The 23824-nt window shown below is 68.3% G+C and carries 21 protein-coding genes and 1 pseudogene; 7 read left to right on the top strand and 15 right to left on the bottom strand.

Annotation, left to right across the window (positions count from 1 at the left end):
* Positions 1 to 25: 25 nt before the first annotated feature.
* Positions 26 to 736, bottom strand: a complete 711-nt coding sequence (locus B9D87_RS25285) for a GAF and ANTAR domain-containing protein (RefSeq protein WP_007772960.1) — start codon at positions 734 to 736, stop codon at positions 26 to 28.
* A gap of 245 nt (positions 737 to 981) precedes the next feature.
* Here B9D87_RS25285 and B9D87_RS25280 point away from each other — a divergent pair, with 245 nt between their 5' ends.
* Positions 982 to 2292, top strand: a complete 1311-nt coding sequence (locus B9D87_RS25280) for an NAD(P)/FAD-dependent oxidoreductase (protein ID WP_007772962.1) — start codon at positions 982 to 984, stop codon at positions 2290 to 2292.
* A 22-nt stretch (positions 2293 to 2314) separates the two neighbouring features.
* Here the strand turns inward: B9D87_RS25280 and B9D87_RS25275 are convergent, their stop codons facing one another.
* Positions 2315 to 2851, bottom strand: coding sequence for a DUF1360 domain-containing protein (locus tag B9D87_RS25275; RefSeq protein WP_007772964.1), 537 nt, complete (start codon positions 2849 to 2851; stop codon positions 2315 to 2317).
* Between the two features lie 65 nt (positions 2852 to 2916).
* Positions 2917 to 3282 carry a MerR family transcriptional regulator gene (locus tag B9D87_RS25270; protein WP_007772966.1) on the bottom strand — a complete coding sequence of 122 codons (366 nt, stop codon included), beginning with the start codon at positions 3280 to 3282 and terminating at the stop codon, positions 2917 to 2919.
* Between the two features lie 143 nt (positions 3283 to 3425).
* Here B9D87_RS25270 and B9D87_RS25265 point away from each other — a divergent pair, with 143 nt between their 5' ends.
* Entirely contained in the window at positions 3426 to 3875 is a 450-nt protein-coding gene (locus B9D87_RS25265) for an Hsp20/alpha crystallin family protein (protein ID WP_007772968.1), read from the top strand.
* A gap of 109 nt (positions 3876 to 3984) precedes the next feature.
* Positions 3985 to 4659, top strand: coding sequence for a PAS and ANTAR domain-containing protein (locus tag B9D87_RS25260; protein WP_007772970.1), 675 nt, complete (start codon positions 3985 to 3987; stop codon positions 4657 to 4659).
* A 29-nt stretch (positions 4660 to 4688) separates the two neighbouring features.
* Here B9D87_RS25260 and B9D87_RS25255 read toward each other — a convergent pair whose 3' ends face one another.
* Both B9D87_RS25255 and B9D87_RS25250 read right to left on the bottom strand, forming a co-directional pair.
* The gene (locus tag B9D87_RS25255; RefSeq protein WP_040631055.1) at positions 4689 to 6338 is read right to left on the bottom strand and encodes a sensor histidine kinase; all 1650 of its coding nucleotides are present in this window, start codon (positions 6336 to 6338) and stop codon (positions 4689 to 4691) included.
* Between the two features lie 59 nt (positions 6339 to 6397).
* The gene (locus B9D87_RS25250) at positions 6398 to 7066 is read right to left on the bottom strand and encodes a response regulator (protein WP_007772974.1); all 669 of its coding nucleotides are present in this window, start codon (positions 7064 to 7066) and stop codon (positions 6398 to 6400) included.
* Positions 7067 to 7275: 209 nt separating this feature from the next.
* Between B9D87_RS25250 and B9D87_RS25245 the strand changes: the two genes are divergently transcribed.
* A complete protein-coding gene (locus B9D87_RS25245) occupies positions 7276 to 7692 on the top strand; it encodes a pyridoxamine 5'-phosphate oxidase family protein (protein WP_007772976.1) in 417 nt (138 codons plus the stop codon).
* Positions 7693 to 7701: 9 nt separating this feature from the next.
* Here the strand turns inward: B9D87_RS25245 and B9D87_RS25240 are convergent, their stop codons facing one another.
* Positions 7702 to 8676 carry an Acg family FMN-binding oxidoreductase gene (locus tag B9D87_RS25240; RefSeq protein ID WP_007772977.1) on the bottom strand — a complete coding sequence of 325 codons (975 nt, stop codon included), beginning with the start codon at positions 8674 to 8676 and terminating at the stop codon, positions 7702 to 7704.
* A 140-nt stretch (positions 8677 to 8816) separates the two neighbouring features.
* Here B9D87_RS25240 and macS point away from each other — a divergent pair, with 140 nt between their 5' ends.
* Together macS and B9D87_RS25230 are read left to right on the top strand one after the other, a co-directional pair.
* Complete coding sequence (gene macS, locus B9D87_RS25235; protein WP_007772978.1) at positions 8817 to 9977, top strand: MacS family sensor histidine kinase; 1161 nt, start codon at positions 8817 to 8819, stop codon at positions 9975 to 9977.
* Complete coding sequence (locus B9D87_RS25230) at positions 9967 to 10632, top strand: response regulator (RefSeq protein WP_007772979.1); 666 nt, start codon at positions 9967 to 9969, stop codon at positions 10630 to 10632. Before macS ends, B9D87_RS25230 begins: the two co-directional genes overlap by 11 nt.
* Here the strand turns inward: B9D87_RS25230 and B9D87_RS25225 are convergent.
* From B9D87_RS25225 to B9D87_RS25215, 3 genes and pseudogenes are all read right to left on the bottom strand, one after another.
* Positions 10596 to 11990 (bottom strand): annotated as a pseudogene (locus B9D87_RS25225) (acyltransferase family protein). The gene B9D87_RS25230 and the pseudogene B9D87_RS25225 sit on opposite strands and share 37 nt — an antisense overlap.
* 131 nt (positions 11991 to 12121) lie before the next feature.
* Positions 12122 to 12412 carry a YiaA/YiaB family inner membrane protein gene (locus tag B9D87_RS25220; protein WP_007772983.1) on the bottom strand — a complete coding sequence of 97 codons (291 nt, stop codon included), beginning with the start codon at positions 12410 to 12412 and terminating at the stop codon, positions 12122 to 12124.
* Positions 12297 to 13742, bottom strand: coding sequence for a hypothetical protein (locus tag B9D87_RS25215; RefSeq protein WP_254425544.1), 1446 nt, complete (start codon positions 13740 to 13742; stop codon positions 12297 to 12299). The genes B9D87_RS25220 and B9D87_RS25215 overlap by 116 nt, the downstream gene beginning before the upstream one ends.
* A 93-nt stretch (positions 13743 to 13835) precedes the next feature.
* Between B9D87_RS25215 and B9D87_RS25210 the strand changes: the two genes are divergently transcribed.
* Entirely contained in the window at positions 13836 to 14891 is a 1056-nt protein-coding gene (locus B9D87_RS25210; protein ID WP_007772987.1) for a hypothetical protein, read from the top strand.
* Positions 14892 to 14940: 49 nt separating this feature from the next.
* Here B9D87_RS25210 and B9D87_RS25205 read toward each other — a convergent pair whose 3' ends face one another.
* From B9D87_RS25205 to B9D87_RS25180, 6 genes are all read right to left on the bottom strand, one after another.
* Entirely contained in the window at positions 14941 to 16128 is a 1188-nt protein-coding gene (locus B9D87_RS25205) for a cation:proton antiporter (RefSeq protein WP_040630918.1), read from the bottom strand.
* Between the two features lie 43 nt (positions 16129 to 16171).
* A complete protein-coding gene (locus B9D87_RS25200) occupies positions 16172 to 17254 on the bottom strand; it encodes a PDR/VanB family oxidoreductase (protein ID WP_040630920.1) in 1083 nt (360 codons plus the stop codon).
* A gap of 8 nt (positions 17255 to 17262) precedes the next feature.
* Positions 17263 to 18186, bottom strand: a complete 924-nt coding sequence (locus B9D87_RS25195) for an alpha/beta fold hydrolase (RefSeq protein WP_007772990.1) — start codon at positions 18184 to 18186, stop codon at positions 17263 to 17265.
* A gap of 2 nt (positions 18187 to 18188) precedes the next feature.
* Complete coding sequence (locus B9D87_RS25190) at positions 18189 to 19097, bottom strand: metal-dependent hydrolase (RefSeq protein ID WP_007772991.1); 909 nt, start codon at positions 19095 to 19097, stop codon at positions 18189 to 18191.
* A 51-nt stretch (positions 19098 to 19148) separates the two neighbouring features.
* Positions 19149 to 22403 (bottom strand): thioester reductase domain-containing protein, encoded by a 3255-nt coding sequence (locus B9D87_RS25185; protein ID WP_007772992.1) that lies wholly within the window; start codon positions 22401 to 22403, stop codon positions 19149 to 19151.
* Positions 22404 to 22823: 420 nt separating this feature from the next.
* Positions 22824 to 23816 carry a diacylglycerol kinase family protein gene (locus tag B9D87_RS25180; RefSeq protein ID WP_007772993.1) on the bottom strand — a complete coding sequence of 331 codons (993 nt, stop codon included), beginning with the start codon at positions 23814 to 23816 and terminating at the stop codon, positions 22824 to 22826.
* Positions 23817 to 23824: the final 8 nt, after the last annotated feature.

Genomic DNA, 23824 nt, shown 5'->3' with positions numbered 1-23824 from the left:
CCGGGCCGCGCGCCTGCCGGCGGTCCTATTCAGTGCGCCGGTGTTTCAGCGGATGTTCGCTGTCGATGAGGGCGGCCGCGATGTCCACCAGCCGGGTGTTGGACTGTTGCGAGAGCCGCCTCAGCAGTTCGAACGCCTCCACGGCGTCGAGGTTGAAGCGCTCCATGATCACACCCTTGGCCTGGCCGATGATGTCGCGCGAGGCCAGGGCGCTGCGGAATTGGTCTTGGCGGCGCATCATCGACCACGCCAAGGCGATGTGAGTGGCATAAACCGTGCCCAGCTCCACGGACTCCGCGTTGAATGCGTGCGGGGTGTCGGCATAGAAGTTGAGTGCGGCCATGCTGGTGCCGTCGACGAACAACTCGAACGACAGGATGGACCGGATCGGGGTCTGCTCAAGCGCGTACCGCCGGTAGCGCGGCCAACGCTGTTCGGCGCTCAGCTCGGCGATGTGCATGACGTGGTGCTCCCAGGCCGCGGCGAGGCACGGCCCCTCGGCGAACCTGTTCTGAATCGCGTCCAGAACCATCGGGTAGCGGTGCGTGGCAACGACACTGCTGACCGACCTGCTTCTCTCGGCCAGCGTGATCCCCGCATATTGGGCGCCGGTGACGTGGTGCACCCCATTTTCGATGAGCTCGTGCAGCCCCGCAGCGGTGCCGCCGTTTCCACGCTCCAGATTCGTCACCAGCTCGACGAGCTCACTGGCGATGGTGGCACTGCCGTCTCGCATGAGATCACCTCCAGAGGCCGCCAACGTCCAACCAGAAGTCTATGAGCCATTCAGCGAAGCGCAAGGCCAGATAACGAATAAGTCGAGTCCCCCGGCCGGGCCCAGCACCCGGAGAAAGGGAGCCAAGGACCGACCCCCCCATCGACCTCAAACTTGTTGATAGCGAGTGTATTTCGTGACAACGACCGCGCTGATCCGGGATGCGGGTGCCGGCCCGGCCCCGCAGGCCGCCTACACTCGGGGCAGTGACCTCCATTGTGATCGTGGGAAGCGGCTTCACCGGATTCACCTGCGCCCGTCGGCTGGCCCGGATTCTGCGCCGGCGGCGTGCGCCCGTCGACATCACGATCATCTCGCCGGTCGACTACATGCTGTACACGCCGCTGCTGCCCGACGTCGCCGGCGGCGTTGTCGATGCCCGCTTTGTCGCTGTCCCACTGGCCAATTCGCTCAAGGGCGTCCGAGCCGTGCGCGGTCGGGTGGACGGTGTGGACTTCGATGAACGCACGCTGACCTATTGCGACCCCGAAGAGCGCAGTCATTCCCTGTCCTGGGATCGGCTGGTGCTGACGCCGGGCTCGGTGACCCGGTTGTTCGATGTCCCGGGGCTCGCCAGGCACGCGCGCGGATTGAAGTCCACCGCCGAGGCCCTCTACCTGCGGGACCATTTCGTCGAACAGCTGGAGCTGGCCAGCATCGAGGACGATGCGCGGGTGGCCGCGGCGCGGCGCACCGTCGTGGTGGTCGGCGCGTCCTATTCGGGCACCGAGCTGGTGGCCCAGCTGCGGGCGCTGGCCGACGCCGCGGCCAAACAGATGGGCTTCAACCCCGCCGAGGTCCGATTCCTGCTGCTGGACCTGGCCGACCAGGTGATGCCCGAGGTGGGGAAGAAGCTGGGCGACGCCGCACTCAAGGTGCTGCGCAAGCGCGGCATCGACGTCCGGCTCGGCATCACCCTCAAGGAGGCGCACGCCGATCACGTTGTGCTCAGCGATGATTCGCGCATCGAGACCCGCACGATCGCCTGGGTGACGGGGGTGACGGGCGCCCCGTTGATCCAGAACCTGGGACTACCGACCGAGAGGGGCCGGCTCACGGTACAGGCCGACTTACAGGTGCCCGATCACCCCGAGGTGTTCGCGGCCGGTGACGCGGCCGCGGTCCCCGATCTGACCCAGCCGGGAAAAATCACCCCGCCGACCGCGCAACACGCGACCCGGCAGGGCAAGGCGCTGGCCCGCAACGTAGCGGCCAGCCTGGGCTACGGCAGCAGCAAGGACTACAAGCACCGCAACCTGGGCCTGGTGGTCGACCTCGGACCGCGCTACGCGGTGGCCAACCCGCTCAACATCCATTTGTCCGGGTTGCCCGCCAAGGCGGTCACCCGGTCGTATCACCTGTACGCGATTCCGCGGGGCGTGAACCGGTGGGCGGTGTCGCTGGCCTACCTGACCGACACACTGTTCACCCGCTCCGTCGTCTCGATCGGGCTGTCCTCCGAGGATGCCGCGCAGTTCACCGCCAGCGAAGGCATCCCGATGCCGAAGACGAGCTGACGCAGCCTTATTCGGTCGAATCTCAGCGTTCGGCCGACCGCTGCGCCATGGCGTAGGCGAGTTGCAGGAAGTCCGCGCCGGCCAGCGCGCTGAACACGCCGGCGATCAGCCGGGTGAATCGGGGCGCGAACACCAGGCCGATGGCCAGCCCCGTCGCGACCCACATGTCCAGGCAGAACGGGCAGGTCAGCAGCTCCCCCAGGCTGTGCCGGAGCTGGCTCTGCTCGCGGACCTCTTCCTGGACTTCCGCGGGTCCGCCCGTGCCTTTGTAGTGCGTAAAGGGCGCGCGCAGCGGGCTGGTTACCGCGTCCTTGGTCAGGGTGCGCGACAGCTTGTGGGTGCCGAGGGTGAGCAGGAGCAGGTCCTGGAACCGCCACCGGGGCGGCAGTCTGCGCCCGATGACCAGCGCGGCCAGCACCGCGAGGGTCACTACGACGCCGTAGACCGCCATCACCGCCAGGTAGCCGCCCAGCGGCCGGTCGTTGTCGCCGCGGTAGGCATCCGCTTCCTGCCGTGCGCTCCCGGCGACCTGGGCACCGGTTTCCGTCAACTCACCCATCGCTTCTCCTCACAGGCATAGCGGGACGAGTACCCGGCGCCGGCCGGGGCAATCCGCGACGGGCGCTACGGGGTGCCCGGGTCGGCGGGCTTGGCCGCCTTCGCGGCCTCCCGCAAGCTGCGATTGGTGGACCGCAGGTCGGTGTTGGCCGCCGACAACGTGGCGTTGTGGTCCTCCAGGTCGAGGATGCGGGCGACGCCGGCCAGGTTGACCCCGGATTCGACGAGTTCACTGATGCGCCGGAGCCGCAACAGGTCGTCGGCGCTGTATCGGCGAGTTCCGCCCCGGCTGCGGGCCGGTGTGATCAAGCCATAGCGCTCGTAGAGCCGCAGCGACTGCACGGCGATCCCGGACAATTCGGCGGCCACCGAAATGCCGTACACACCATGGTCGGACGGAGGGGCACCCGCGTCGCCGCGGTAGTCGACCATCACCCATCTCCTTTTAGCTACCGGCTCAAAAAATCTATTTAGCACACTTGCGGCATTCTGTCGATAGTGATATATCAAATCTATGTCATTAGACATAGGAAATTGCCGACCCACCGCCTAGATTGGAGTGAGAGGTGACCACCATGCTGATGCGTTCAGATCCGTTCCGTGACCTCGATCGCTTCGCCCACCAGGTCCTCGGTACCGCCGCCCGCCCGGCGGTGATGCCCATGGACGCCTGGCGCGAAGGCGAGAAGTTCGTCGTCGAGTTCGACCTGCCCGGCATCGATGCCGACTCGCTGGACATCGACATCGAGCGCAACGTGGTGACCGTGCGAGCCGAACGACCGGCCGTCGATCCCAACCGCGAGATGCTGGCCACCGAGCGGCCGCGCGGCGTGTTCAGCCGCCAGCTGGTGCTCGGCGAGAACCTCGATACCGACAAGATCGAGGCCTCGTACGCCGAAGGCGTTCTGCGCCTGCATGTTCCGGTGGCCGAGAAGGCCAAGCCGCGCAAGATCACGGTCGGCCGCGGTGACACGCCCCGGGCCGTCCGGGACGGCGGGGGACAGCGCGAGGTCATCAACGCCTGACCGACCGGCGGCCGGGCGGCGGTCCCCCGGCACGCACCGAGTGCCGACTCCCCCAACCGCCGCCCGCCGCCGGCCCCAGACCACCGGGGCGACGGAGATCGGATGCACCATGAAATGGGAACTGAACGGCCAGGCCGCCAACGTCGAACAGGCTTTGGCCGGTGGCGCCGCACAACCGGCGGGCTGGTTTCGGTTCTACTTCACCGACCAGCGCTGGGAATGGTCGGATCAGGTGCAACGCATGCACGGGTATGAGCCCGGCACCGTCACCCCGACCACCGAGCTGGTGTTGTCACACAAGCATCCCGACGATCGCGGACAGGTGGCGGCCACCATCGGCCAAATCGTCCAGACGCGCCAGCCTTTCAGCATGCGCCATCGGATCATCGACACGCGCGGGTCGGTGCACCACGTCATCGTGGTCGGTGACCGGATCTTCGATGACGACGGCGACGTGATCGGAACGCACGGTTTCTACATCGAGGTCTCGGCGCCCTACGAACAGGCGCGCGAAGACGAGATGAGCGCGAAAGTCGCTGAGATCAGCGAGAACCGGGCCGCCATCGAACAGGCCAAGGGCATGCTGATGCTGATCTACGGCATCGGCGAACGCGCGGCCTTCGAGTTGCTCAAGTGGCTGTCCCAGGAGGCGAATGTCAAGCTGCGGCCGCTGGCCGAGCAGATCGCCGAGGACTTCCGCCGCGCCGGCCTGCCACTGAACACCCAGTCCGAATTCGACCACCTGATGCTGACCGCGCACCAGCGCATCCGCTCCAACCAGTAAACGCCCTTGCGGGGCGGCATCTTTCGCCCTCAGTGATCGATCAGCGGGGCGACCCAATGCACCCGGGTGCCGCCCTCGGGCGGGCCGGTGATCTCACAGGTGCCGCCGAGCTGCTCGGCGCGCCGCTCCATGTTGGCCAGGCCGCTGTGCCGCGTGTTGCCGGCCGGGATGCCGCATCCGTCGTCGATCACGTTGAGGATGAACATGTCCGCGACGCTGATCTCGACGGTCAGTCGCGACGCCCCCGAATGGCGCAACGCGTTGCTCACGGCCTCGGTGGTGACCGCTTCGGCGTGATCGGCGAGCTCGGGTCCCACGGCGGTCATCGGCCCGTCCAGGCGCACGGTCGTGACGAGGCCGCGGTTTTCGGTCAGGTCGGCGACCACCCGCTGGATGCGCTGCCGGAAATCGCCGCTGGCGGCCAACGGGGATTTGAGCGCAAAGATCGTCGTGCGGATCTCCTCGATGATGGTTTGCAGGTCGTCGAGCGTGCGATTGAGCCGGTCGGCCACCTCCGGCGACTGCGCCCTGGCCAGGGTGCCCTGCAGGTTCATGCCGGCCGCGAAGAGTCGCTGTATGACGTGGTCGTGCAGGTCGTGCGCGATGCGCTCGCGCTCCGCCAGAATGGTCAGCTGCCGAGCGTCGTCGCGCGCCGACGCGAGCGCCAGCGCTATCGCGGCGTGCGTGGCGAAATCGCTGACCAGGTCCAGGTAGCTCTGGTCGAACGGGGGCTCGTCGACGCCGCGGGCGATGGCGATCACGCCGACCACCTCGTCGCGGGCGCGCAGCGGCATCAGGACCGCCGGGCGCTGCCCGACGTCGGTGAAGGCCTGGATCGGGTACCGCAACTCCTCGGTGATCAGCGGTTCGCCGGACTTGAACACCGCGCCGGTGGTGGAACCGTCGACCGGAACCCGCTGACCGAGCACATCGGAGGCGTGCAATCCCACCGCCGCGGAAACTACCAGCGTATCGACGTCGTCGTCGAGCGCGTCGGAGTCGGCCGGCACCAGCACGATGGCCTGTTCGGCGTCGGTGAGCACGCGCGCGCGTTCGGCGATCAGTTGCAGGGGCCGCCGATGCGGTTCGGGGCGCGACAGCAGCGCGGTGGTGATCTCGCGGCTGGCCTCGACCCACTTCACCGACATCCGCTCGCGTTCGAAGACCTGCGCGTTGTCGATGGCGACGGCGGCCGCGAACGCCAACGCGCGCGCGGCGACCTCGTCGGACTCGGAGAACACCCGCGCCCGATCGACGTGGGTGAGATACAGGTTGCCAAACACGGTGCCGCGGATGGTGATCGGGACCGCGAGGAAGGCGCGCATCGGCGGATGGTGTTCGGGAAAACCGACCGCGGCGTGGTGGGTGGTCAGATCGTCCATCCGCAGCGCGGGCGTGTCCAGCAGCGACAGACTCAGCAGCCCCTTGCCGACCGGCAGGTGCCCGATGCGCCGGACCGTCTCGTCGTCCATGCCCCCGTGGACAAACGACACCAAGTCGCCGTCGCGATCTCTAATGGCCAGCGCGCCGTACGGGGCCGAGGTCAATTCCCTTGCCGCGCTGATGATCCGGTGCAACGTGGCGTCGAGGTCGAGGCCCGCGCCGATCTCCACGATCACCCGCAGCAATTGCTCCATCTGGTCGCGCGCGGCCAACAGCTCGTCGAGCTGGGCATGCATCTTGCCGACCAGCCCGCGCTGTCCGAGTCCGGCGAACGCCGAGCCCTTCTCGCCGCCGGTCACCCAGACCAGTCCGGCGGCATCGACGGTGGGCCGGACCGCTGAGTGAGTTTCGACGCGAACACCGCCGCCTGGGTGCGGCGCTCCATGCCGAGTTTGGCCAACAATCGCGACACGTAGTTCTTCACCGTCTTCTCCGCGAGGAACATCCGCGCCGCGATCTGCCGGTTGGTCAATCCCTCGCTGAGCAGTCCCAGCAGCGTGCGTTCCTGCTCGGTCAGCCCGGACAGCGGGTCGTCATGCGCGGTGGCGCCGCGCAGCTTCGCCATCAGCGCGGCGGCCGCCCGGTTGTCCAGCAGCGACTTGCCCGCGCCCACCTCTTTGATCGCGTGGGCCAGCTCCATGCCCTTGATGTCCTTGACGACGAACCCGCTGGCGCCGGCCAGGATCGCCTCGAGCATCGCCTCGTCGGACGTGAAGGACGTCAACATCAGGCAGCGCAAGTCGGGGTGATCCGACACCAGGTCGCGGCACAATTCGATGCCGTTGCCGTCGGGCAGGCGAACGTCGAGCACGGCGACATCGGGCTGCAACGCCGGTATCCGCGCTTTTGCCTCCGCCACCGTGCCCGCCTCGCCGACGATCTGAAGATCGGGATCGGAGGCGAGCAGATCGGCCAGACCGCGGCGGACGACCTCGTGGTCGTCGACCAGGAATACCTTGACCATGGCGGGCCCTTTCCTGCCGGTCTCGCAACTGGAAAGATTTGCGGCAGACCAACCCAATATCCCATATTCTCGACGGGAGCCATCGAGAAGCAACGGCTTCAACGACTTTGGTCCCCACGGGTGAGGACCTTCGGCCGCCGCTGTCAGCGATGGCGCGTCAATAGCGTTGCGGCAGTGGTTTATTGCGCGCACGCGGGAAGGGGATCTCGATGACCGACGACGGAGTCGCCATCCTGCCGGTGCACGAATGCTGGGAGTTGCTCGGCAGCCTGGCGCTGGGCCGGCTGGTGACCTACGCCGACGGCCAGCCCGACATCTTCCCGGTCAACTACGTCGTCCAGCGCCGGACCGTGCTGTTCCGCACCGCGGCGGGCACCAAGCTGGTCAGCTCCGCGATCAACGACCGGGTGCTGTTCGAGGCCGACGACCACAACGTCGCCGAGGCATGGAGCGTGATCGTCCGGGGCCGGGCGCGTTCGCTACGCACGCCCGAGGAACTCGAGGAGGCCGAACGCGCGCAGGTGCTGCCGTGGACCAGGCCGGAGAAGACGCACTATGTGCGCATCGTCCCGGAAAGCGTCACGGGCCGCCGGTTCCAGTTCGGGTCGGCGCCGGGGGACGTGTAGCTCGCGCGATCAGATCGCCCACTCGACGAAGTCGCCGAGGTCGCGCCGCGGCGTCGCCGGCAGCGGATCGGCGTTGATCGGCGCCCAGCCCACCCGCAGCAGCATCTGCGGATAGTTGCTGTCGCCGAAGATGTCGGAGCGCACGGCCTCGCGGGTTTCGGTCGTCTCCAGCGGTTCGGTCACCGGGCAACTGGCCAGGCCCGTCGACGTCGCGGTCAGTAAGACGACGCTGGTGGCTTCGCCGGCGCGCAGCTGCGCCAGCCGGTCGTCGTGGCGGGTGCCCAGCGCGAGGACCACGGCGTTGTCGTCGGCCGCGGACGAATCCGGGGCCATCGGCAGCGCCGCACCGGCGAACAGCCGACTCGGGATCTTCGCGTCCGGATCCGAGACCGGCGCGTTGTGGGCGGGAACGCCCGCGACCGAGAAGTAGCGCCCGCTCCACGCCGTGAGTTCGGCGAGATAGTCCTGGGTCAGGTGATCGCGGACGGACTCGGCGACGATGTCGTGCAGCGTGTCGATGTCCTCCACCTGGCACAGCGTGACGCCGGCGCGTGCGGCGCGCGCCGCCATGAGCGCGATGTCGCCCGTCGGCACCGGCCACGAGCTGTAGTGGCGCCGGTCGGTTCGCCGCCGGGGGATGGCGGCGGCGAGTGCGATGTCGACGAAATCGGCGGGCTGCGGGGAAAGCTCGATCGTGGCGAGGTGGGCGGGGTCGTCGGCGTTCGGCAGGCGGCTCACCCGGGATCGCCAGCCCACCGCGGCGAACGCGGCGACGCAGTGATGCAGCGCCGTGCCGCAACTGCGGATCAGGTCGCGGCCCTCGGGGTCGGTGTTGGGCAGTTGCCGGCCCGGGTCGGCGTACAGCTGCAGGCTCGCCGCGTCGACACGCCACCGCCAGGGTTGGGTGTTGTGCACCGACGGGGCGCGCGATGCCAAAGTCAGGGCCGTCCGGATCGTTCCGGCGTCCGGAAAGCGGGTGTCCATACCCCGTCCCCCTCTCTCCTAGGGCCTACCGATATCCACGATCACGCGTTCTCGGCGGCGCCGCGAGAGCACGACGGCACTCGCTCAAGGGACTTTTGGCCAATATCCGCGGCCGGTCCGCCGCGGGGCCCTGCGCCTCTATGCTGACCACGATGGCGAATCACGGCCCCGATCCCACCACGCCGCTGTGGCGCGCGGCGCAAGTGTTCCGCCTGTTGAGCTGCGTCTACGCCACCGGCTTTCAAATCGCGATCAACCCGGATCTGGTTCGGCCCGTGCTGGGTTGGGTGCTTTTCGCCGGACTGATCGGCTGGAGCGCGGCCTGTGCATTCGCCTATCTGCGGGGGTTCGGCCGCACACCGGCGTGGGTGCTCGCCGAGCTCGTGGTCGTCGTCTTGCTGATGTGCTCGAACAACCTCGTAGCGAGTCCGCACTGGGCGGCCGACAACCAGACCTGGCCGACGACGTTGTGGGCCAGCAATCCCACGATTTCGGCCGCCATCCAGTTCGGCCCCGTGGGGGGAATGCTGACGGGGCTGGCGGTGATGGCCACCAATTTCGGCGTCAAGAACTATTTCGCGCTCAACCTCGGGCACAACGCCACCGTCATCATCGAACTGGCGATCGGCATGGCCATCGGGATGGCCGCGCAGACCGCGCGGCGCGCCCACGACGAGCTGCAACGCGCGGCCCGATTGACCGCCGCGGTGCAAGAACGCGACCGGCTGTCCCGCCAGGTCCACGACGGAGCCATCCAGGTGCTGGCGCTGGTCGCCAAGAAGGGGCACGAAATTGGCGGAGCCACAGCCGAACTCGCCGACCTGGCCAGCGAGCAGGAGCGCGCGCTGCGGCGCTGGCTGGCGTGCGCGGACATCGATCCCGACGCCGACGGCGCCACCGTCGACGTGCGCGCGTTGCTGCGCTGCCGGGAGTCCGATCAGGTGTCGATCAGCCTGCCCGCCACCCCGGTGCCGTTGGGACGTTGGGCGGCAACCGAACTCGACGCCGCGGTGGGTAATGCGCTGGACAACGTGGTCGCCCACGCCGGCCCGGACGCGCACGCGTTCGTGCTCGTGGAGGACCTTGGCGACTCCATCCTGGTCAGCGTCCGCGACGACGGCGTGGGGATCGCCGCCGGCCGCCTCGAGGAGGCGGCGCGCCAGGGGCGCCTCGGCATCGCCCAGTCCATCGTGGGGCGGCTGACGTCATTGGGCGGCAGCGCCGAAATGCGCAGTGAGCCCGGAGAAGGCACCGAGTGGGAGTTGTGCGTGCCGCGCGGGGAGGGACGCCATGCCCGATGACGCGACGCCGACGACGGTGATGGTGGTCGACGACCATCCGATCTGGCGAGACGCGGTCGCCCGCGACCTGGCCGAGGGCGGATTCACCGTGGTGGCCACTGCCGACGGTGTGGCCGCCGCCCAGCGGCGGGCGGGCGTGGTCCGGCCCGACGTGGTGGTGATGGACATGCAGCTCACCGACGGCGACGGCGCGCAGGCGACCGCCGCGGTGCTGGCGGTCTCGCCCTCGTCGCGGGTGCTGGTGCTGTCCGCGTCCGACGAACGCGAGGACGTCCTGGAGGCGGTGAAGGCCGGCGCGACGGGGTATCTGGTCAAGAGCGCCTCGAAAGCCGAACTGGCGCAGGCGGTGACGGACACCGCGGCCGGACGGGCCGTGTTCACCCCGAGCCTGGCCGGGCTGGTGCTCGGTGAATACCGGCGCATCGCCCAGAGCAAGGACGACGGCCCCGCCCGCCCCAGCCTCACCGACCGCGAGACCGAGGTGTTGCGTTATGTCGCAAAAGGGCTGTCCGCCAAGCAGATCGCCGAAAGGCTCTCGCTGAGCCACCGCACGGTGGAAAACCACGTGCAGGCGACGTTTCGCAAGCTCCAGGTCGCCAACCGGGTGGAATTGGCCCGCTACGCCATCGAGCATGGCCTGGACGAAGAACCATGACCCGCAGGGCGCGCGGACAACTCGCGCCCCGCGGGTCGACGGATCCTGCGGCTACCGCGCCGCCACTTCGGCGTTGCGCTGGGCCACGATCCGCGCGGTCACCAGTGCGGTGACCACCACGGCCATGCACACCAACCCGTCGTCCTTGAGCCCCCATCGGATCGCGGCGAGCAGCGCCACACCGGCCGCGCACAACAGGGCACCGATGACCGCGCCCCGCCCGCGCGACGTCACCGCCGGCGCGCCGTCCCAGCCGGACAGCGGGTTGTTCTCCAGCGGCCGCAGCGCGACGAACAGCGCGGCCACCGCGACGACCACGACGAGCACCTGCGCGAGGCTGACGGCGAGGAAATCCGGCGCGCCCGGAAAGCGCGGGTGGCCAAGGTAATCGAAGGCCAGGTGCACGCCCAGCAGCACCGGCATGTGCCACAGGTACAGGGTCATCGCGCCTGAGTTGCCGATGGCGGTCCACCACCACACCCGCGGTCGCTGCGCCCAGCGCGCGATCGCCGGTGCGGCCGCGATCGCCAACGCGCTCAGGATGATTGCGTGTCCGGCCAGCAACAGGCTCGGCGGGCTGGTGTTGGACAGGTGGTGGTCACCGGTGCCGACCATGCTGATCTGATACGGGCCCCACCGCACGAGGGCGACATCCACGGCGAAGAAGGCGGCGGCGACGGCCAGCGCGGCGCGTCCGCCGAGCAGCCCCGGCGGTAGGCCACCCCGAACATGGCGGGAATGAGCCAGACGGCCAGGTTGAGGTAGCCCAGCGGCATCATCGCCGGCCAGTGCAACCGAATCGCGTCGATCAGCGCGATGGCCCCGTAGACCGTCGCCACGCCGGCGGCCAGGCGCCCGGCGGTGGTGATGCGGTACAGCACGGGCATGGCGGCCAGCACCAGGACGTAGGCCCCCAGGAACCAGAGCAGCTGCGTGCTGACGCCGGCGATCGGTTCGTAGATGTGTTGCGGCAGCGCGTGATACAGCACCGTCAGGGTGACTGCCCAGAATGCCAGGTAATAGAACACCGGCCGGAACAGCCTGGTGCAGCGCCTCATCAGCCAGTCTCCCCAGTTGGCGCCGGGCGCCCAGGAGCACACGCAGGCCGCGGCCCCGGCGAAGAAGAACAGCGGCATGATCTGCAGCAGCCACGTCATCGCCTGGAACAACACCGAGGTGGTGAGCAGGTTGTCCCAGATCAACACGTGGTTGCGAATAATGCTGGCCGCCATCACGGTATGGCCGAGCACCACGCCGACCAGGGAGGTGATGCGGATGACGTCCAGGACGCGGTCGCGGTCGGCCGGGGTGCTCGCGGCCACCTCGGCGACGCCTGGGAACTTCACAAGAGTTGTCATGGGAGCGAAATAGCCCTTCTGCTGGTGCGAATGCGTTGTGGTGGAGCGGGAGTGGTGCGATGAGAGAAGCATCGCCGACGGCGTGGGCGCGCGCCTGCGCGCTTCTACGCGTTGGGGCTGAGTAGAACTACTCAGTTCGGGCCGTTGAGCGGGTCGTAGTCGGCGAGCAACCTTTCGATGCGGGCCTCGTCGAGCCGGACCCGCACGGTGGCGGCCTCCTGCTGGTCACGGATCACCTTGGCCAGGGTGAACGCGCTCGACACCAGGAACAGGAAGGTGACGCCGAGGAACAATCGTGGCCACGGGTCAAGCGGGAGGAAGTAGATCCCGGCGAGTGCGGCCACGAAGCTGATCGCGAACGCGACGGCGGCCTGGACGAAGAAGGCGACGGTGGTTTTCGACATGCTGTTGGGAACGGTCATGCCAATAAGCCTGCGGCAGCGGACCGTTGACGAAATCCGTAAGACTACTCAGATTCGGCGGCGCTATCGCGGGGCCGCGCCGGCAGCGCCGCCGCGGCCCCGCGGCGCACACGACGACCGCCGCGGCAACCACCGCCGCCACCTGGACCGCGGCGAAGCCGGAGTCCACCAGCGGTTTGACCACCGCCGCCACGGCCACCGCGGGCATCACCAGCCTGACCCACCAGGCCACCACACTGTCGCCTGGAATGCGCGAATTCGCTTCTGTGGCAAACACATACAGCGCCATCAGCAGCAGCGGCGCCGCGCCGAGGATCACCAGCCCGATCCAGCGCGCACCGTGCGCCGAGACTGCGGCGGCAACCACCGCGACCAGGCCCAGCACCGCCACCCGCAGGCCGGCGTTCGGTGTCGCCTCACGCATGACCGCCAGGCCCGCGGCCGCGCGCACCGCGGCCCACCCCGAGGCCAACGCGGCGGCCACGGCCAGGCTGATGCCCGCGATGGCCATCCATCTCTGGCCCGGGTCGGCGTAGAACTGTGGCACCGCTTCGGCCAGGTGTTTCGCGCTCCACCGCCACGGTCCCACCACCCCCTGGTGATCACCGACCCAGAGCACCACCGCCGCCACGGCCACCAGCACAACGGCCAGCGACATGGATCTGCCCGGCCTGGTTACGCGCGCGTTGCGGACCGTGATGAGTTCAACGCCAACCATCCCGAGGCCGAACCCGACGAGCTGGCCGGACAGCTGAGCCTGCGTTGCGGCCGTGCCGATGACGACCGCGTCACTGCCCGCGGCGACGCGGGCGGTGACCGCCACGGCGAGATAGACGTAGATAAGCAGGCCCGTGAACACCAGCGGCGCCACCACCGCAGCGACACCCCGAGTCGGAAGCCCACAGGCGGCGGCACCGACGACGACCACGGCACCGACTGCGACCACCGGCAACCACGACACGATGCTGGCCGGATCTTTGCTCGGTGAAAACAGCTGCAGCAGTTCCAGTCCCAGGGTGGCGGCGAACTTGGCGGCCAGCACCAGGTAGGCGCACAGCTGAACGATGCCCGCGGCCGTGCCCGCCCGCCGGCCCAGGGTCGCGCCGACCAACTCGGCGGTATTGCGCGCGGTGGGCGCGTGCGCATGCAGCCGTGCCAACGCGTAGATGACCGGAACCATGACGGCGGCCCCGACCACGGCGCCCAACCCGTGCACTGCCGCGGACACGATCACGGCCATGCTCAGGCCGGCGGCCTGCCAGGTGCCCAGCGGAGACTTCTTCGAGCCAGACCCCGGCCGCGGACTCGCCCGCAGCATTTTCTTCGGCATTGCCTAAGCATGACGTAGCGGCACGCAATCGGTCCCGCAACGCGGCACCGGTTTCGCTAGTTTTGTAGGTCCAACGGCAGTGAGGGCTCGAATATGTCTGACACGGTGCGGGTGTCCGTCGACCGCAGCTCGGTCGCCATGGGTGACGATGTCGACTCGCACCGCGAGTTCTGGGTTTACCCCGCGTCGGCCACGGTCGACGACCTGCTGGTCGAATTCTCTTCGCACTTTCTGCCAGGAATCGCCGGACCGGCCGGGTGGCGCGTGTACCTCGGGACCCGTCGCGACGAGCAACAGGAAATCGGCCTCATCTACACCCGCGATGACCTCGGACAGCAGGATCAGATCTGCAGGTTGTCGCCGGGCAGTACCACGCTGGGCGAGTTGGCCCGACGGTCCGGATTGCCGGAGCTCGACGTGTACGCCTCGTACCTGACCTTTGACCGAGCCCGCCCATTGGCACTGGACGAGGTGACGGGCGGCGCCACCTTCACCGGCTGTCGGCCTGCGAAGCTGGAGTCCGAGGCGGCCGCCGACGCCAAACGCGACTGGGTGATGATGCGCGAACTGGACCGACGCGCCTCCGCCGTCGCCGATGCGCGCCGCGACTGGGTCCGGGCCAATCTGCTGATGGCGCCGCCGCCGTGGATCGAGATCTTCATCGCCCGCAACTTCCACTACCTGACCGAGCTGCACTGCCCCGCCAGCATGACTTTGGCGGCAGAGATGCTGGGGATGAACGAATCCGGCGGAGAGCAGTTGGCGGCGCGGGCCAATGTCGACGTGCGCTCCGACATCGTGATCCTGGCGATGGTGCTGGCCGCTTTCGAGTGGGGAACCCAGCGCGGCACCTGGCGTGTCGGCGAAAGGCCTTACTGCAAAGCCTATCTGGAGCTGCTCGCCCATTGCGGCTATCGGCTCTCACCGGTCGAACATGTCATGGCCGGCCACATCAGCATCGAGGACCTGACCCTGTCGGCGGCCGATACCGCGCGGCTCGACCGCATCCGGCAACTCCGGGAGCAGCAGTACCAGCTCCGGATGAACCGCTACTACGCAAAAACCCTCAGCGAGGAGCAATACCGGGCCGCCATCGGACCCGTGCACGCGGAGCTGTCCAGTTTGGGAGAGCTTCCCGGGCCGATGTAGGTCGTCGAGACCGACTGCGCCCGAACATAATTGGCCGTGTTCGCGCCGGTTAGCCCGGGGTCGTGGCGGGTTCCTTCGGTGCGCCGGCGCCCTGGCCGCGTGCCGCGAGCGCGCCGGCGATCGACGTGCACGCGATGGTCAGCAGGGAACCGAACATCAACGCCGACGCTTCGCCCGCGGCAAGCAGGTGCTGTTGGGTGCCGATGGTGGCGGCGGCCACCGCCACGCCGAGCTGGGTGCACGACATCACCGCATACGTGAGCGGCTGGCCGAGCAGCCTCCCCACGCAATGCGCCAGCACACCGCCCAGTCCGAGGCCGACGCCGAGCAGAATGTATCTGGGCTGCGCCCCCAGCTCGCGCACCTGCAGCGAGGCACCGAGCCAGACGAAGAACAGCGGGCTGAAGAAGCCTTCGGTGATGCCGAACAACTGGCGCGCCAGCCGCCGCGGCTCGCCGATCATGGCGATCACCAATCCAAGCGCGAAGCCCGCCAACATGATCGACACGTCGGTGGCCACGGCCAGCAACGCCAGCCCGAACAGCACCAGCAGGTTGATCCGCAATTCCAGCGCCAACCGATTCCTGTGCGAATAGTCGTGCATGCGCTGACGCCAGCCCCGGCGGTCGACCCAGCGCAGCACCACGAAAAGCAACGCCGCGCAACCCGTGATCGCCAACCCGCCCAGCGCCGCCGTCACCGCGTGGCGGAAATCGATCACCAACGGCAGCAACACGATACAGGCCGCATTCGCCATGGCGATCTGCGCGGTCACCGACAGCACCTGCGGGCCGCGCAATCGCAGCGAATCGATCATCGGCAGCGTCACGGCCGCCGACGACGAGGCCATCAGCACCGCGTAGAGCGCCGCATGTCCGGTGCCGAACTGCGTGGCCAGCCCGAACCCCAGGCCCGCCGCGGCGGCGCCGGCCAGGACCGCCCGCGCCAGCGCCTTGGGCACGGCCGAGCGCAACGCGGGGTCGCGCACCGGAACGTGGCTGCCCACCACGAACATCACCAGCGCGAAGCCGATGTTGGCGAACAATTCAAAGGTCGGGTCGGTGGCATCGATGACGCCGAAACCGGTCTTGCCGATGACCAGACCCGCGACGAGTTCGCCGACGATCACCGGTATCCGCAGGCGGGGCAGCGAGGCCAGCGCCGGGCCGGCGAAACCGACGGCGGTCAGCAACGCCAAGGTGTTAAAGCCGAAACCCTGCACGTGGCCATTTTGCACGGTGCGGGGTCAAACGTGGCGCATCTGAGCGCTCAGGCGTCGATCAGGCGTCGATCACCACGCGCCCGGATTTCGCACGGGAAACGCAGACCAGCATCTCGTCCTGGCCCTCCGCGGTGCGCCCGCGGCGATCGACCTGCCCGCCAAGCACTTTCACCTTGCAGGTGCCGCAGAACCCCTGCTGGCACGAGTAGGCGGTGGTCGAGTCGCGATCGAGCATGACGTCCAGCGCCGACCGGTTCCCCGGCACGCTGAGCACCCGCTGCGACCGGGCCAGCTCCAGCTCGAAGGGAACCCCGTCGACCACCGGCGGAGGGCCGAAACGCTCGTAGTGCAGCGGCGCGTTCGCGTGTTCGTTGCGCGCGGTGCGCACCGCTTCCAGCATGGCGGTGGGGCCACACACGTAGACGGCCGTCGCCGGCCCGGCGCCGGCAAGCAGGTCGGTCGCGGTGGGGAATCGGCCGCGTTCGTCGTCGGCCCACACGGTGACCCGGTCCGGGTCCACCGCCAGCACCTCGTCCAGCAACGGCATGTACTCCCGGCCGCGGCCGGCATACACGGCGCGCCAATTGATTCCACGCTGCTGGGCCGTCTGGATCATGGGCAGGATCGGCGTCACCCCGATGCCGCCGATCACGAACAAGACCTCGCGCTCGTCGGTGACGAGATAGAAAGCATTGCGGGGCCCTTCGAACTCGAATTTGTCGCCCACGTGGAAGGCCTCGTGCATTTCGATCGAGCCACCGCCGCCGTCGGCGATGCGCCGCACCGCGATGCGATAGTCGGTGCGCCGCCCGGGCGAACCACACAGCGAGTACTGCCGGCGCCGGCCCGATGGCAGCCGAACGTCGATGTGCGCACCCGGTGTCCAGGACGGCAACAATCCTCCGGACGGGTCGGCCAGCGTCAACGCGACCACATCGGGCGCCAGCAGTTCGCGGTTGGTGACGACCGCGGTGGTGGTTCGCCGCACCGGCTGCACCCGCGCGGACGTCCACCGCGACGCCGTCGCGAGGCCGCCGAACAGGGCACCCACCCCGTACAACGCGGTGTACATCCGGTCCCGTTTGCGGCGGCCGTACAGGTCGGCCGGGATGCCGTCCCAAATAGTCTGTGCCACAATCATCCTCACATCTAGCCGAGGCCACGACGGTCGGTGGACTGGGCGATCAGGTCTACCCACTCGCCGGTGAGCCGGGCGATGACCTCGGGGTACGCGGTCACCACCCAGTGGCCGCCCTCGATCGGGACGACCCTGCCGCCCTCCGGGATGGACCCGGTAAACCGTTGCAGGGCAGGCGATACGAAATAGTCTTGGCGTGCGACCAGCACCTGTACCGCAACGGTGGTCTGCGGCAGTTGCGCAGGGGGTGACAGGATCGGTGCGGGCATGTTCGCGCGGTACAGGTTGAGCCCGTTGAGGTAATCGTCGGCCGAGCGGTACGTCGCACCGCGACCGCCGCGGGTGTCCGATCCACCGATGCGCTCAACCGCCTCAAAGACTTTCACCGTCGCCCGGGATCGGATCGCCAGCTCCGGTACGCCCGGGCACAGGAAGAACCAGATGTAGGACGAGGCCAGGATCTGTTTGGCCACGTCGAAAAGCGCCCGCGGCGTGCGCGCTGACCGCAGGAACTTGCCCGCGTAGTTCAGGTGCGGCCCGGAGACCGAGGTGAAGGAGGCGATCTTGCCCATCACCGCGTCGTCGGTGACCGCGGCCCAGGCCTGGATCGACCCCCAGTCGTGGGCCAGCAGGTGCACGCTGTCCACGCCGAGGCGCTCGATCACCGCGCCGACGTCGGCGACCAGCTGCGGCAGTCGATACCCCGAACGGTCTGCCGGCGTTGAGGATTGGCCGGCCCCACGCACGTCGTACGCCACGACGTTGAATCGGCGGCTCAATGTCGTTGCCACCGGATCCCAGACGTGGTGATTGTCCGGGTAGCCGTGGATGGCCAGGATGGTCGGCCGGCCGGGGTCGAGGTCGGTGTAGGTGTGCACCGCCAGTCGCACGCCGTCGGAGGCGGCGACCGTGGTTGAAGCCACTTCGGTCGTCATCGTCAGTGCGCCGCGCGGGCGGCGGGCGAGCGGGCCAGGTAGTCGACCGCGCGCCCCACCCCGCCCAGCTGGGAGGGATGGAAACTCGGGGTGTAGTAGGCGCCGATGACCCGCAGGAACTGGAATGGCCCGGGCACCAGGCCCCGGCGCGCAGCGCGGAAGTAGTCGCGCCAGCGCGGCTTGGTGCCGGGCGGCAAGTACGGGTCGACGGAGTACATGAAACGCACGCCGCGGACGAACAACCACAGCAGCGCCGGTGTGATCAGCAGCTGGGTGCGCACCTGCCGCCAGTAGCCGGCGCGCAGGTGCTTCATGGTGTCGAAGGCGACCGCCTTGTGCTCGACTTCCTCGGCGCCGTGCCAGCGCAACAGGTCGAGCATCACGGGGTCGGTGCCCATGGCGTCGTGCTGCGGGGTGTCGAGGATCCATTCACCGAGGATGGCCGTGTAGTGCTCGAGCGCGGCCACCATCGATACCCGCTCGAGCAGCCAGCTTTGGCGCCGCCGCGGGCTCCACCGCGGCCGGTCGCCGATGAGTTGGGTGAACAGCCAACGCATTTGGTCGGTGAACGGCGTCACGTCGATGTCGTTCGCCGCGAAATGCCCGAGCACGCCGGCGTGCGCCTGCGAGTGCATGGCCTCCTGGCTGATGAATCCCTGCACGTCGCGCCGCAGTTGATCGTCTTTGATCAGCGGCAAGGTGTCCTTGAAGGCGTCCACGATGAACTCCTCGCCCGCGGGCAGCAACAGGTGCAGCACGTTGCAGAAGTGCGTGGTGAAGGGCTCGTTGGGCACGTAGTAGAACGGCAGCGTCGACCAGTCGAAGTCGACGTCACGCGCCTGCAGGACGATCCGCTCGTGGTCGAGCGACGCGTCGTGCGGGCCCGTTGCCTTGTCATCGACGGTGAACATCGTCGCCACCCCTTTCCGTCTTGCGGCGACCCGCGGCGTCCAAGTTTCAGGCTAGGCGCTGCGCTGCGCCTCGTCCTCCACCTCGGTGATCAACCGCTCGCTGCGCAGGAACCGGACCAGATGATCGACCGTCTCGGTCAGGGCCGGCTCGCGCAGGTGGACGTTCGCCAACCCCCGCCGGTGCCGGTACTGCGTGTTGTCGTAGCGCTTGTCCCGCATCGCCGCGATCTTGTCCGCCGACCGGGTGAGGAAATCGACCAGCGGGTACATCTGGTCGTTCGGCGTGCAGCGGCGGTTCAGCTGCTCGGTGAACGACGGGATGTCGTGGTACTCAAAGCGATACCCGTACCGCTCGGACAGGATCCGGGTGATGTCGGTGAGGTTGTAGTAGTCGTCGGCGGTCATATTGAAAACACTGCCCACGCTGTCATCTTTGGGCAGGCCCATCAGTCCGACGATGTGCTCCGCGATCAGGTCCGCCGGCAGCAGGCTGATCTGGTTGAGCGCGTTGACGGCGACGCCGTGCTCGATCATGAACGCCGTCAGCCGCACCAGGATGTCGTCCTGGCTGCCGAAGCCCGCGCGGGTCGGCGAGATCAGCGAGGGCCGGTAGATGCGGACGTCGAGTCCCTTGCGCTGCGCGGCCAGGGCCAGCTGCTCGCCGACCCACTTGGTCTGCGAGTAGCCGAAGTCCAGGCCGGCCATCTTTTCGTTGGCATCCCACTCCCCGACCACCGGCTCGGTGCTCCAGCCGTAGATGAACGTGCTGGAGACGAGGTGGAAAACCTTGCGGTGGTCGGTCATTGCCAGCCGGAGCAGCTCGCGGGTGCCCTCCACGTTGGCGGGGCGCAGGGCGTCGTAGGTGCGGACGTAGTTGACCAGCGCGCCGTTGTGCACGACGGCATCGACGTCGGCCGCCAGCTGCTGGAAGGCCGCCTCGCCGATGCCCAGCGCGGGCTCGGCGAGATCGCCGCAGACAATGCGGACCCGGGCGCGCACGTCGGCTTCCAGCGCCGGCGTCCACAGCTGGGCGCGGCGCAGCGAGGCGACGATGCGGTCCAGGCCGTGCGCGGCGTCCGTGGCGCGCACCAGCGCGTGCACCGTGTAGGAAGTCCGCGTCAGCAGGCTGCTCACCAGGAACGGCCCCAGGAATCCGGTCGCGCCGGTGAGCAGGAGGTCGGTGGGCTCACCCGGGCGCTCGGGCGCCAGTTCGGGCAGCGGCAGCGCCGCGTCGGCGCGCATCTGGGCGGCCTCGTGGGCCTCGTACTCGGCGGAGATCTGATCCAGCGCCCGGCGCAGGGCGTCGAGCGCCTGCCCGGATCCGTCGCCGAATCGGCTTATCAGCGCGAAGAATTCGGACACCGTCAGCCGCTGCAGCAGGCGGGTGTTGACCTCTTCGGCCAGCTCGCCCGCGCCATTCTCCTCCAGCAGCGCCTGCAGGTCGGTGCGAAGCTCGGCCAGTGCCAGCGAGTCGATGCCGAGATCGGCGAACGAGCAGTCCTCGTCGCCGGTGAGGTCGTAGCTCTCGATGAGGTTGCGGAAACGCTCCAGCGGGCCCGCGGCCAGGCCATCGTGAATCCTGTTGGCCGACTGGTTGATCCAGCTCGCGAAGGCGGGAAGCTGGTCGTCCAGCCACAGTTGGCGGGTCGACGCGCGCCGGATCTTCCCCGACGTGGTCTTGGGGATGCTGCGCGGCGGCGCGAAGACGATCGCGTGCGGGTCGATGTGGCAGTGCCGCCGGATCGCGCGGGCGATGGCCTTGGCGTCCGGAAGGTTGTGCGCGTCGCGCACCTCGGCGACCACGATCAGCGCCTCGGACTCGTCGTGCTCGACCGAGAAGGCGGCGACGCAGCCGCTGCGGATGTGTGGGGCGCTGCGCTCGACGACGGCTTCGACGTCGGAGGGATAGCAGTTGACGCCGCGGACGATGATCAGGTCCTTGCTGCGGCCGCAGACGAACAGCTCGCCCTCGTAGAGGAAGCCCAGATCGCCGGTCCGCAGGTAGGTGTGCTCGTCGTCGCCGGCGACGCGGGCGCCGAACATCTCCGCCGTGAGTTCCGGGCGGTTCCAGTAACCGGCGCCCTTGGAGGGCCCGGCCAACCAGACCTCGCCGACCCGCCCGTCGGGCAGCGCCTGGCGCGATTCGGGATCGACGATGCGAACCATGCTGCTGTCGATGGGCTTGCCGCAGCTGACCAACGGGACCTGATTGCTGTTCTCCGGCAGCGCCTTTTCGACGCGAGCGACGTTGCGTTCCAGCCCACGCTTGTTCACCGCGATGGTCTGGCGCCCACGGATCGAGACGATCAAGGTGGATTCGGCCATCCCGTAGGCGCCGGTGAGCGCCTCGGGCCGCAGACCGTACTCGGCGAACCGCTCCCGGAATCGGGCGAAGGTGTTGGCGCGCAATGGTTCTGCGCCCACCACGATGCACTCGAGGCTGCTCAGGTCGACACCGGCCAATTCGGAGTCGGGCAGCTTGTCCTCGCGCAGGCAGTATTCGAGCGCGAAGTTGGGGCCCGGCGTGTGGGTGGCGCGCACATCGCTGATCAGCCGAAGCCACGACGACGGCCGGGCGAGGAAGTCCAGGGGCGACATCGCGTGCGTCGACCCGCCCAGCAGCACGATGAACATGTAGGCCGAGATCAACCCCATGTCGTGGTGCTGCGGCAGCCACGACGCCAGCACCACGTCGCCGGTGAAGGCGGAGCCGTTGGCGATGACGTTGGAGTGGGTGACGATCACGCCTTTGGGGTCGCTCGTGGAGCCCGAGGTGTACTGCAGGAAGAACACCTCACCGGGAGTGTCCGCGACGGGGGCGCCGCCGAAGTCCTGCGCGCCATCGGTCGCGTACCAGGGCAGGTCCGGCAGGCCGGCACCGGCGCCCGCCCACACCTGCTCGCCGTCGCGTTGGCCGAGCAACTGGCGGAAGTCGTACTCGAACTGCTTCGTCGACAGCACGGCCACGGCCTGGCAGTCGCGAGCGATGAAGCTGAGCTTGGCGAGCCCGGAATCGAAGGACATCGGCAGGGGCGGGCTGACCGGAACGGCGATCACCCCGATGCGCGCGCATGCGTACAGCGCCGCGATCATCTCCAGGCCGGGCGGGTAAACCAGCAGCGCGCGATCACCCGACTTGAGGCCGGCCTCCCGGGACAGGTAGGCGGCCAGTTCGCGGGTGCGTTCGGCGAAGGCCTGGTAGGTGTAGTGCTCGAGTTCGCGGCCGTCGGCGTCGACGAACCGGAAGAGGGTCTGGTCCGGCCTCTGCGCTTCCCACATCTGCAGGTAGTCGATCAGTGTCTCCATCGTAGGAGTGATCCCCCTTCCAGGTTGGCGTGGCCCGAGAAAGACTTCCGTCCGTGAATATAAAACCAATGTAGCGCCGTACACCTACCGCGAGCAAAACGTCGACCAGCATTAATGGCGGTCGCACACTACATTCACAGGATAAACTTAGAGGCGAAAATCAATTGCGCGGATGCTGATCTACGCGCATCCGTACTTCAGTATCTCAGTGGCATTTTACCTGGCATTACCGCTGCTCCTATACAGGAAATACTGACCTACGTATCTACGAATTCACGTATTCAGTATTGCCGGCCAGGCGCGCGGTGAGCGTGAAATGAGACTTTTATCTTCGTCACACCTATTGACGAAATCGCAAAGCCAAAAACGCCATTTCTAACCGGCCTCGTGGGCCGTGCAAGCCCGGCGTTCGAGAGCCGGCTAGGCGGGCCGCGCGATGCGGATGTGCGGGCCCGCGCGGGCCACCAGCTTCACGATGCCGAGGAAACGCTCGCCGTCAATGATGGGCGACAGCGGCTCGTCCTCGGCTTCGATGATCATCTCGTGCCCGATGACATCGCGGAGCCCCTCGCCGCGGAGCATCCCGTTGGTCAGGGCCGTCGGGAGCTGCGCCACGATCCTGGACGGCCGTAGGTTTCCGGCCTGGAAATGCAGCGCGCCGGGTTCGGAAGCCTTGGGGAACAACCGAAGCGGGCCGCCGATGCGGAGGTCGATCGCGCCGGCGTGCAGCAGGCTGTGCGTGCGCGACGGGACCTCGTCGCCGTCGATGACCACGCGCGCCCGCGTCGGGGTGAACAGGATGGAGGCGTAGTTCGGCGTCTTCACGTGGCCGGGGGCGATTTTGGAGGTGATGTAGTCGCCGAAGCTGCGGGCGATCACCCGGGCGACGGCCAGCCGGTTGTGATCGGGTGAGTCGTAATACCGGTCGTAGAAACGGTTTCCGACGCCTCCGGCCGCCAGCCCGAAGCAAAGCCGGTGAAACGCCGCGCCGTCGGCGGTTTCGCCGTCGAGCGCCAACGTGTCCAGGCTGACGTCGGACGGTGGTCGGTCCGCCTCCGCGGCGGCGGCCAGCGCACGGATGATCGCTTCGGGCCGCCCGCGCACCCGGGCCTTGCGCGCGACGGCGTTGACGCTGCCGCCGTTGGTCGGGACGAACGCGGGCCAGCGCTGCGGATCGCTGACGCAGCGCTCGATCTCGTTGATCAACCAGTGCAGTGCGCCGTCACCGCCGTCGCCCACCAGATGGGTGACCCGCGGCGCGAGCTGCCGGATGGCGTCGCGAAGCTCCTCGATCGAGTTGGTCTCGTGCACCTCGCCGCGGGAGCCGACGATGCGACGCAGTTCGGCGATGCGGTCGGCGGAAGCGGCGCGATTCCTCCGCGCTTTCGGATTGACGATGACGCCTAGATACATCCGGCGAT

The organism is Mycobacterium colombiense CECT 3035, from assembly GCF_002105755.1.
Taxonomy (GTDB): domain Bacteria; phylum Actinomycetota; class Actinomycetes; order Mycobacteriales; family Mycobacteriaceae; genus Mycobacterium; species Mycobacterium colombiense.
The sequence above is the reverse complement of the archived record's forward strand: the minus strand, read 5'-3'. Positions and strand labels throughout refer to the sequence as shown.

What these genes read in the sequence shown, in the direction of transcription:
- macS (WP_007772978.1), top strand. Translation starts at nt 8,817, where the DNA reads ATGCTGACCACGATGGCGAATCACGGCCCCGATCCCACCACGCCGCTG.
- B9D87_RS25265 (WP_007772968.1), top strand. Translation starts at nt 3,426, where the DNA reads ATGCTGATGCGTTCAGATCCGTTCCGTGACCTCGATCGCTTCGCCCAC.
- B9D87_RS25250 (WP_007772974.1), bottom strand. Translation starts at nt 7,066, where the DNA reads ATGGTCAAGGTATTCCTGGTCGACGACCACGAGGTCGTCCGCCGCGGT.
- B9D87_RS25220 (WP_007772983.1), bottom strand. Translation starts at nt 12,412, where the DNA reads ATGACCGTTCCCAACAGCATGTCGAAAACCACCGTCGCCTTCTTCGTC.
- B9D87_RS25185 (WP_007772992.1), bottom strand. Translation starts at nt 22,403, where the DNA reads ATGGAGACACTGATCGACTACCTGCAGATGTGGGAAGCGCAGAGGCCG.
- B9D87_RS25275 (WP_007772964.1), bottom strand. Translation starts at nt 2,851, where the DNA reads ATGGGTGAGTTGACGGAAACCGGTGCCCAGGTCGCCGGGAGCGCACGG.
- B9D87_RS25195 (WP_007772990.1), bottom strand. Translation starts at nt 18,186, where the DNA reads ATGACGACCGAAGTGGCTTCAACCACGGTCGCCGCCTCCGACGGCGTG.
- B9D87_RS25240 (WP_007772977.1), bottom strand. Translation starts at nt 8,676, where the DNA reads ATGGACACCCGCTTTCCGGACGCCGGAACGATCCGGACGGCCCTGACT.
- B9D87_RS25260 (WP_007772970.1), top strand. Translation starts at nt 3,985, where the DNA reads ATGAAATGGGAACTGAACGGCCAGGCCGCCAACGTCGAACAGGCTTTG.
- B9D87_RS25245 (WP_007772976.1), top strand. Translation starts at nt 7,276, where the DNA reads ATGACCGACGACGGAGTCGCCATCCTGCCGGTGCACGAATGCTGGGAG.
- B9D87_RS25270 (WP_007772966.1), bottom strand. Translation starts at nt 3,282, where the DNA reads ATGGTCGACTACCGCGGCGACGCGGGTGCCCCTCCGTCCGACCATGGT.
- B9D87_RS25200 (WP_040630920.1), bottom strand. Translation starts at nt 17,254, where the DNA reads ATGATTGTGGCACAGACTATTTGGGACGGCATCCCGGCCGACCTGTAC.
- B9D87_RS25210 (WP_007772987.1), top strand. Translation starts at nt 13,836, where the DNA reads ATGTCTGACACGGTGCGGGTGTCCGTCGACCGCAGCTCGGTCGCCATG.
- B9D87_RS25230 (WP_007772979.1), top strand. Translation starts at nt 9,967, where the DNA reads ATGCCCGATGACGCGACGCCGACGACGGTGATGGTGGTCGACGACCAT.
- B9D87_RS25190 (WP_007772991.1), bottom strand. Translation starts at nt 19,097, where the DNA reads ATGTTCACCGTCGATGACAAGGCAACGGGCCCGCACGACGCGTCGCTC.
- B9D87_RS25180 (WP_007772993.1), bottom strand. Translation starts at nt 23,816, where the DNA reads ATGTATCTAGGCGTCATCGTCAATCCGAAAGCGCGGAGGAATCGCGCC.
- B9D87_RS25215 (WP_254425544.1), bottom strand. Translation starts at nt 13,742, where the DNA reads ATGCCGAAGAAAATGCTGCGGGCGAGTCCGCGGCCGGGGTCTGGCTCG.
- B9D87_RS25255 (WP_040631055.1), bottom strand. Translation starts at nt 6,338, where the DNA reads ATGCATGCCCAGCTCGACGAGCTGTTGGCCGCGCGCGACCAGATGGAG.
- B9D87_RS25285 (WP_007772960.1), bottom strand. Translation starts at nt 736, where the DNA reads ATGCGAGACGGCAGTGCCACCATCGCCAGTGAGCTCGTCGAGCTGGTG.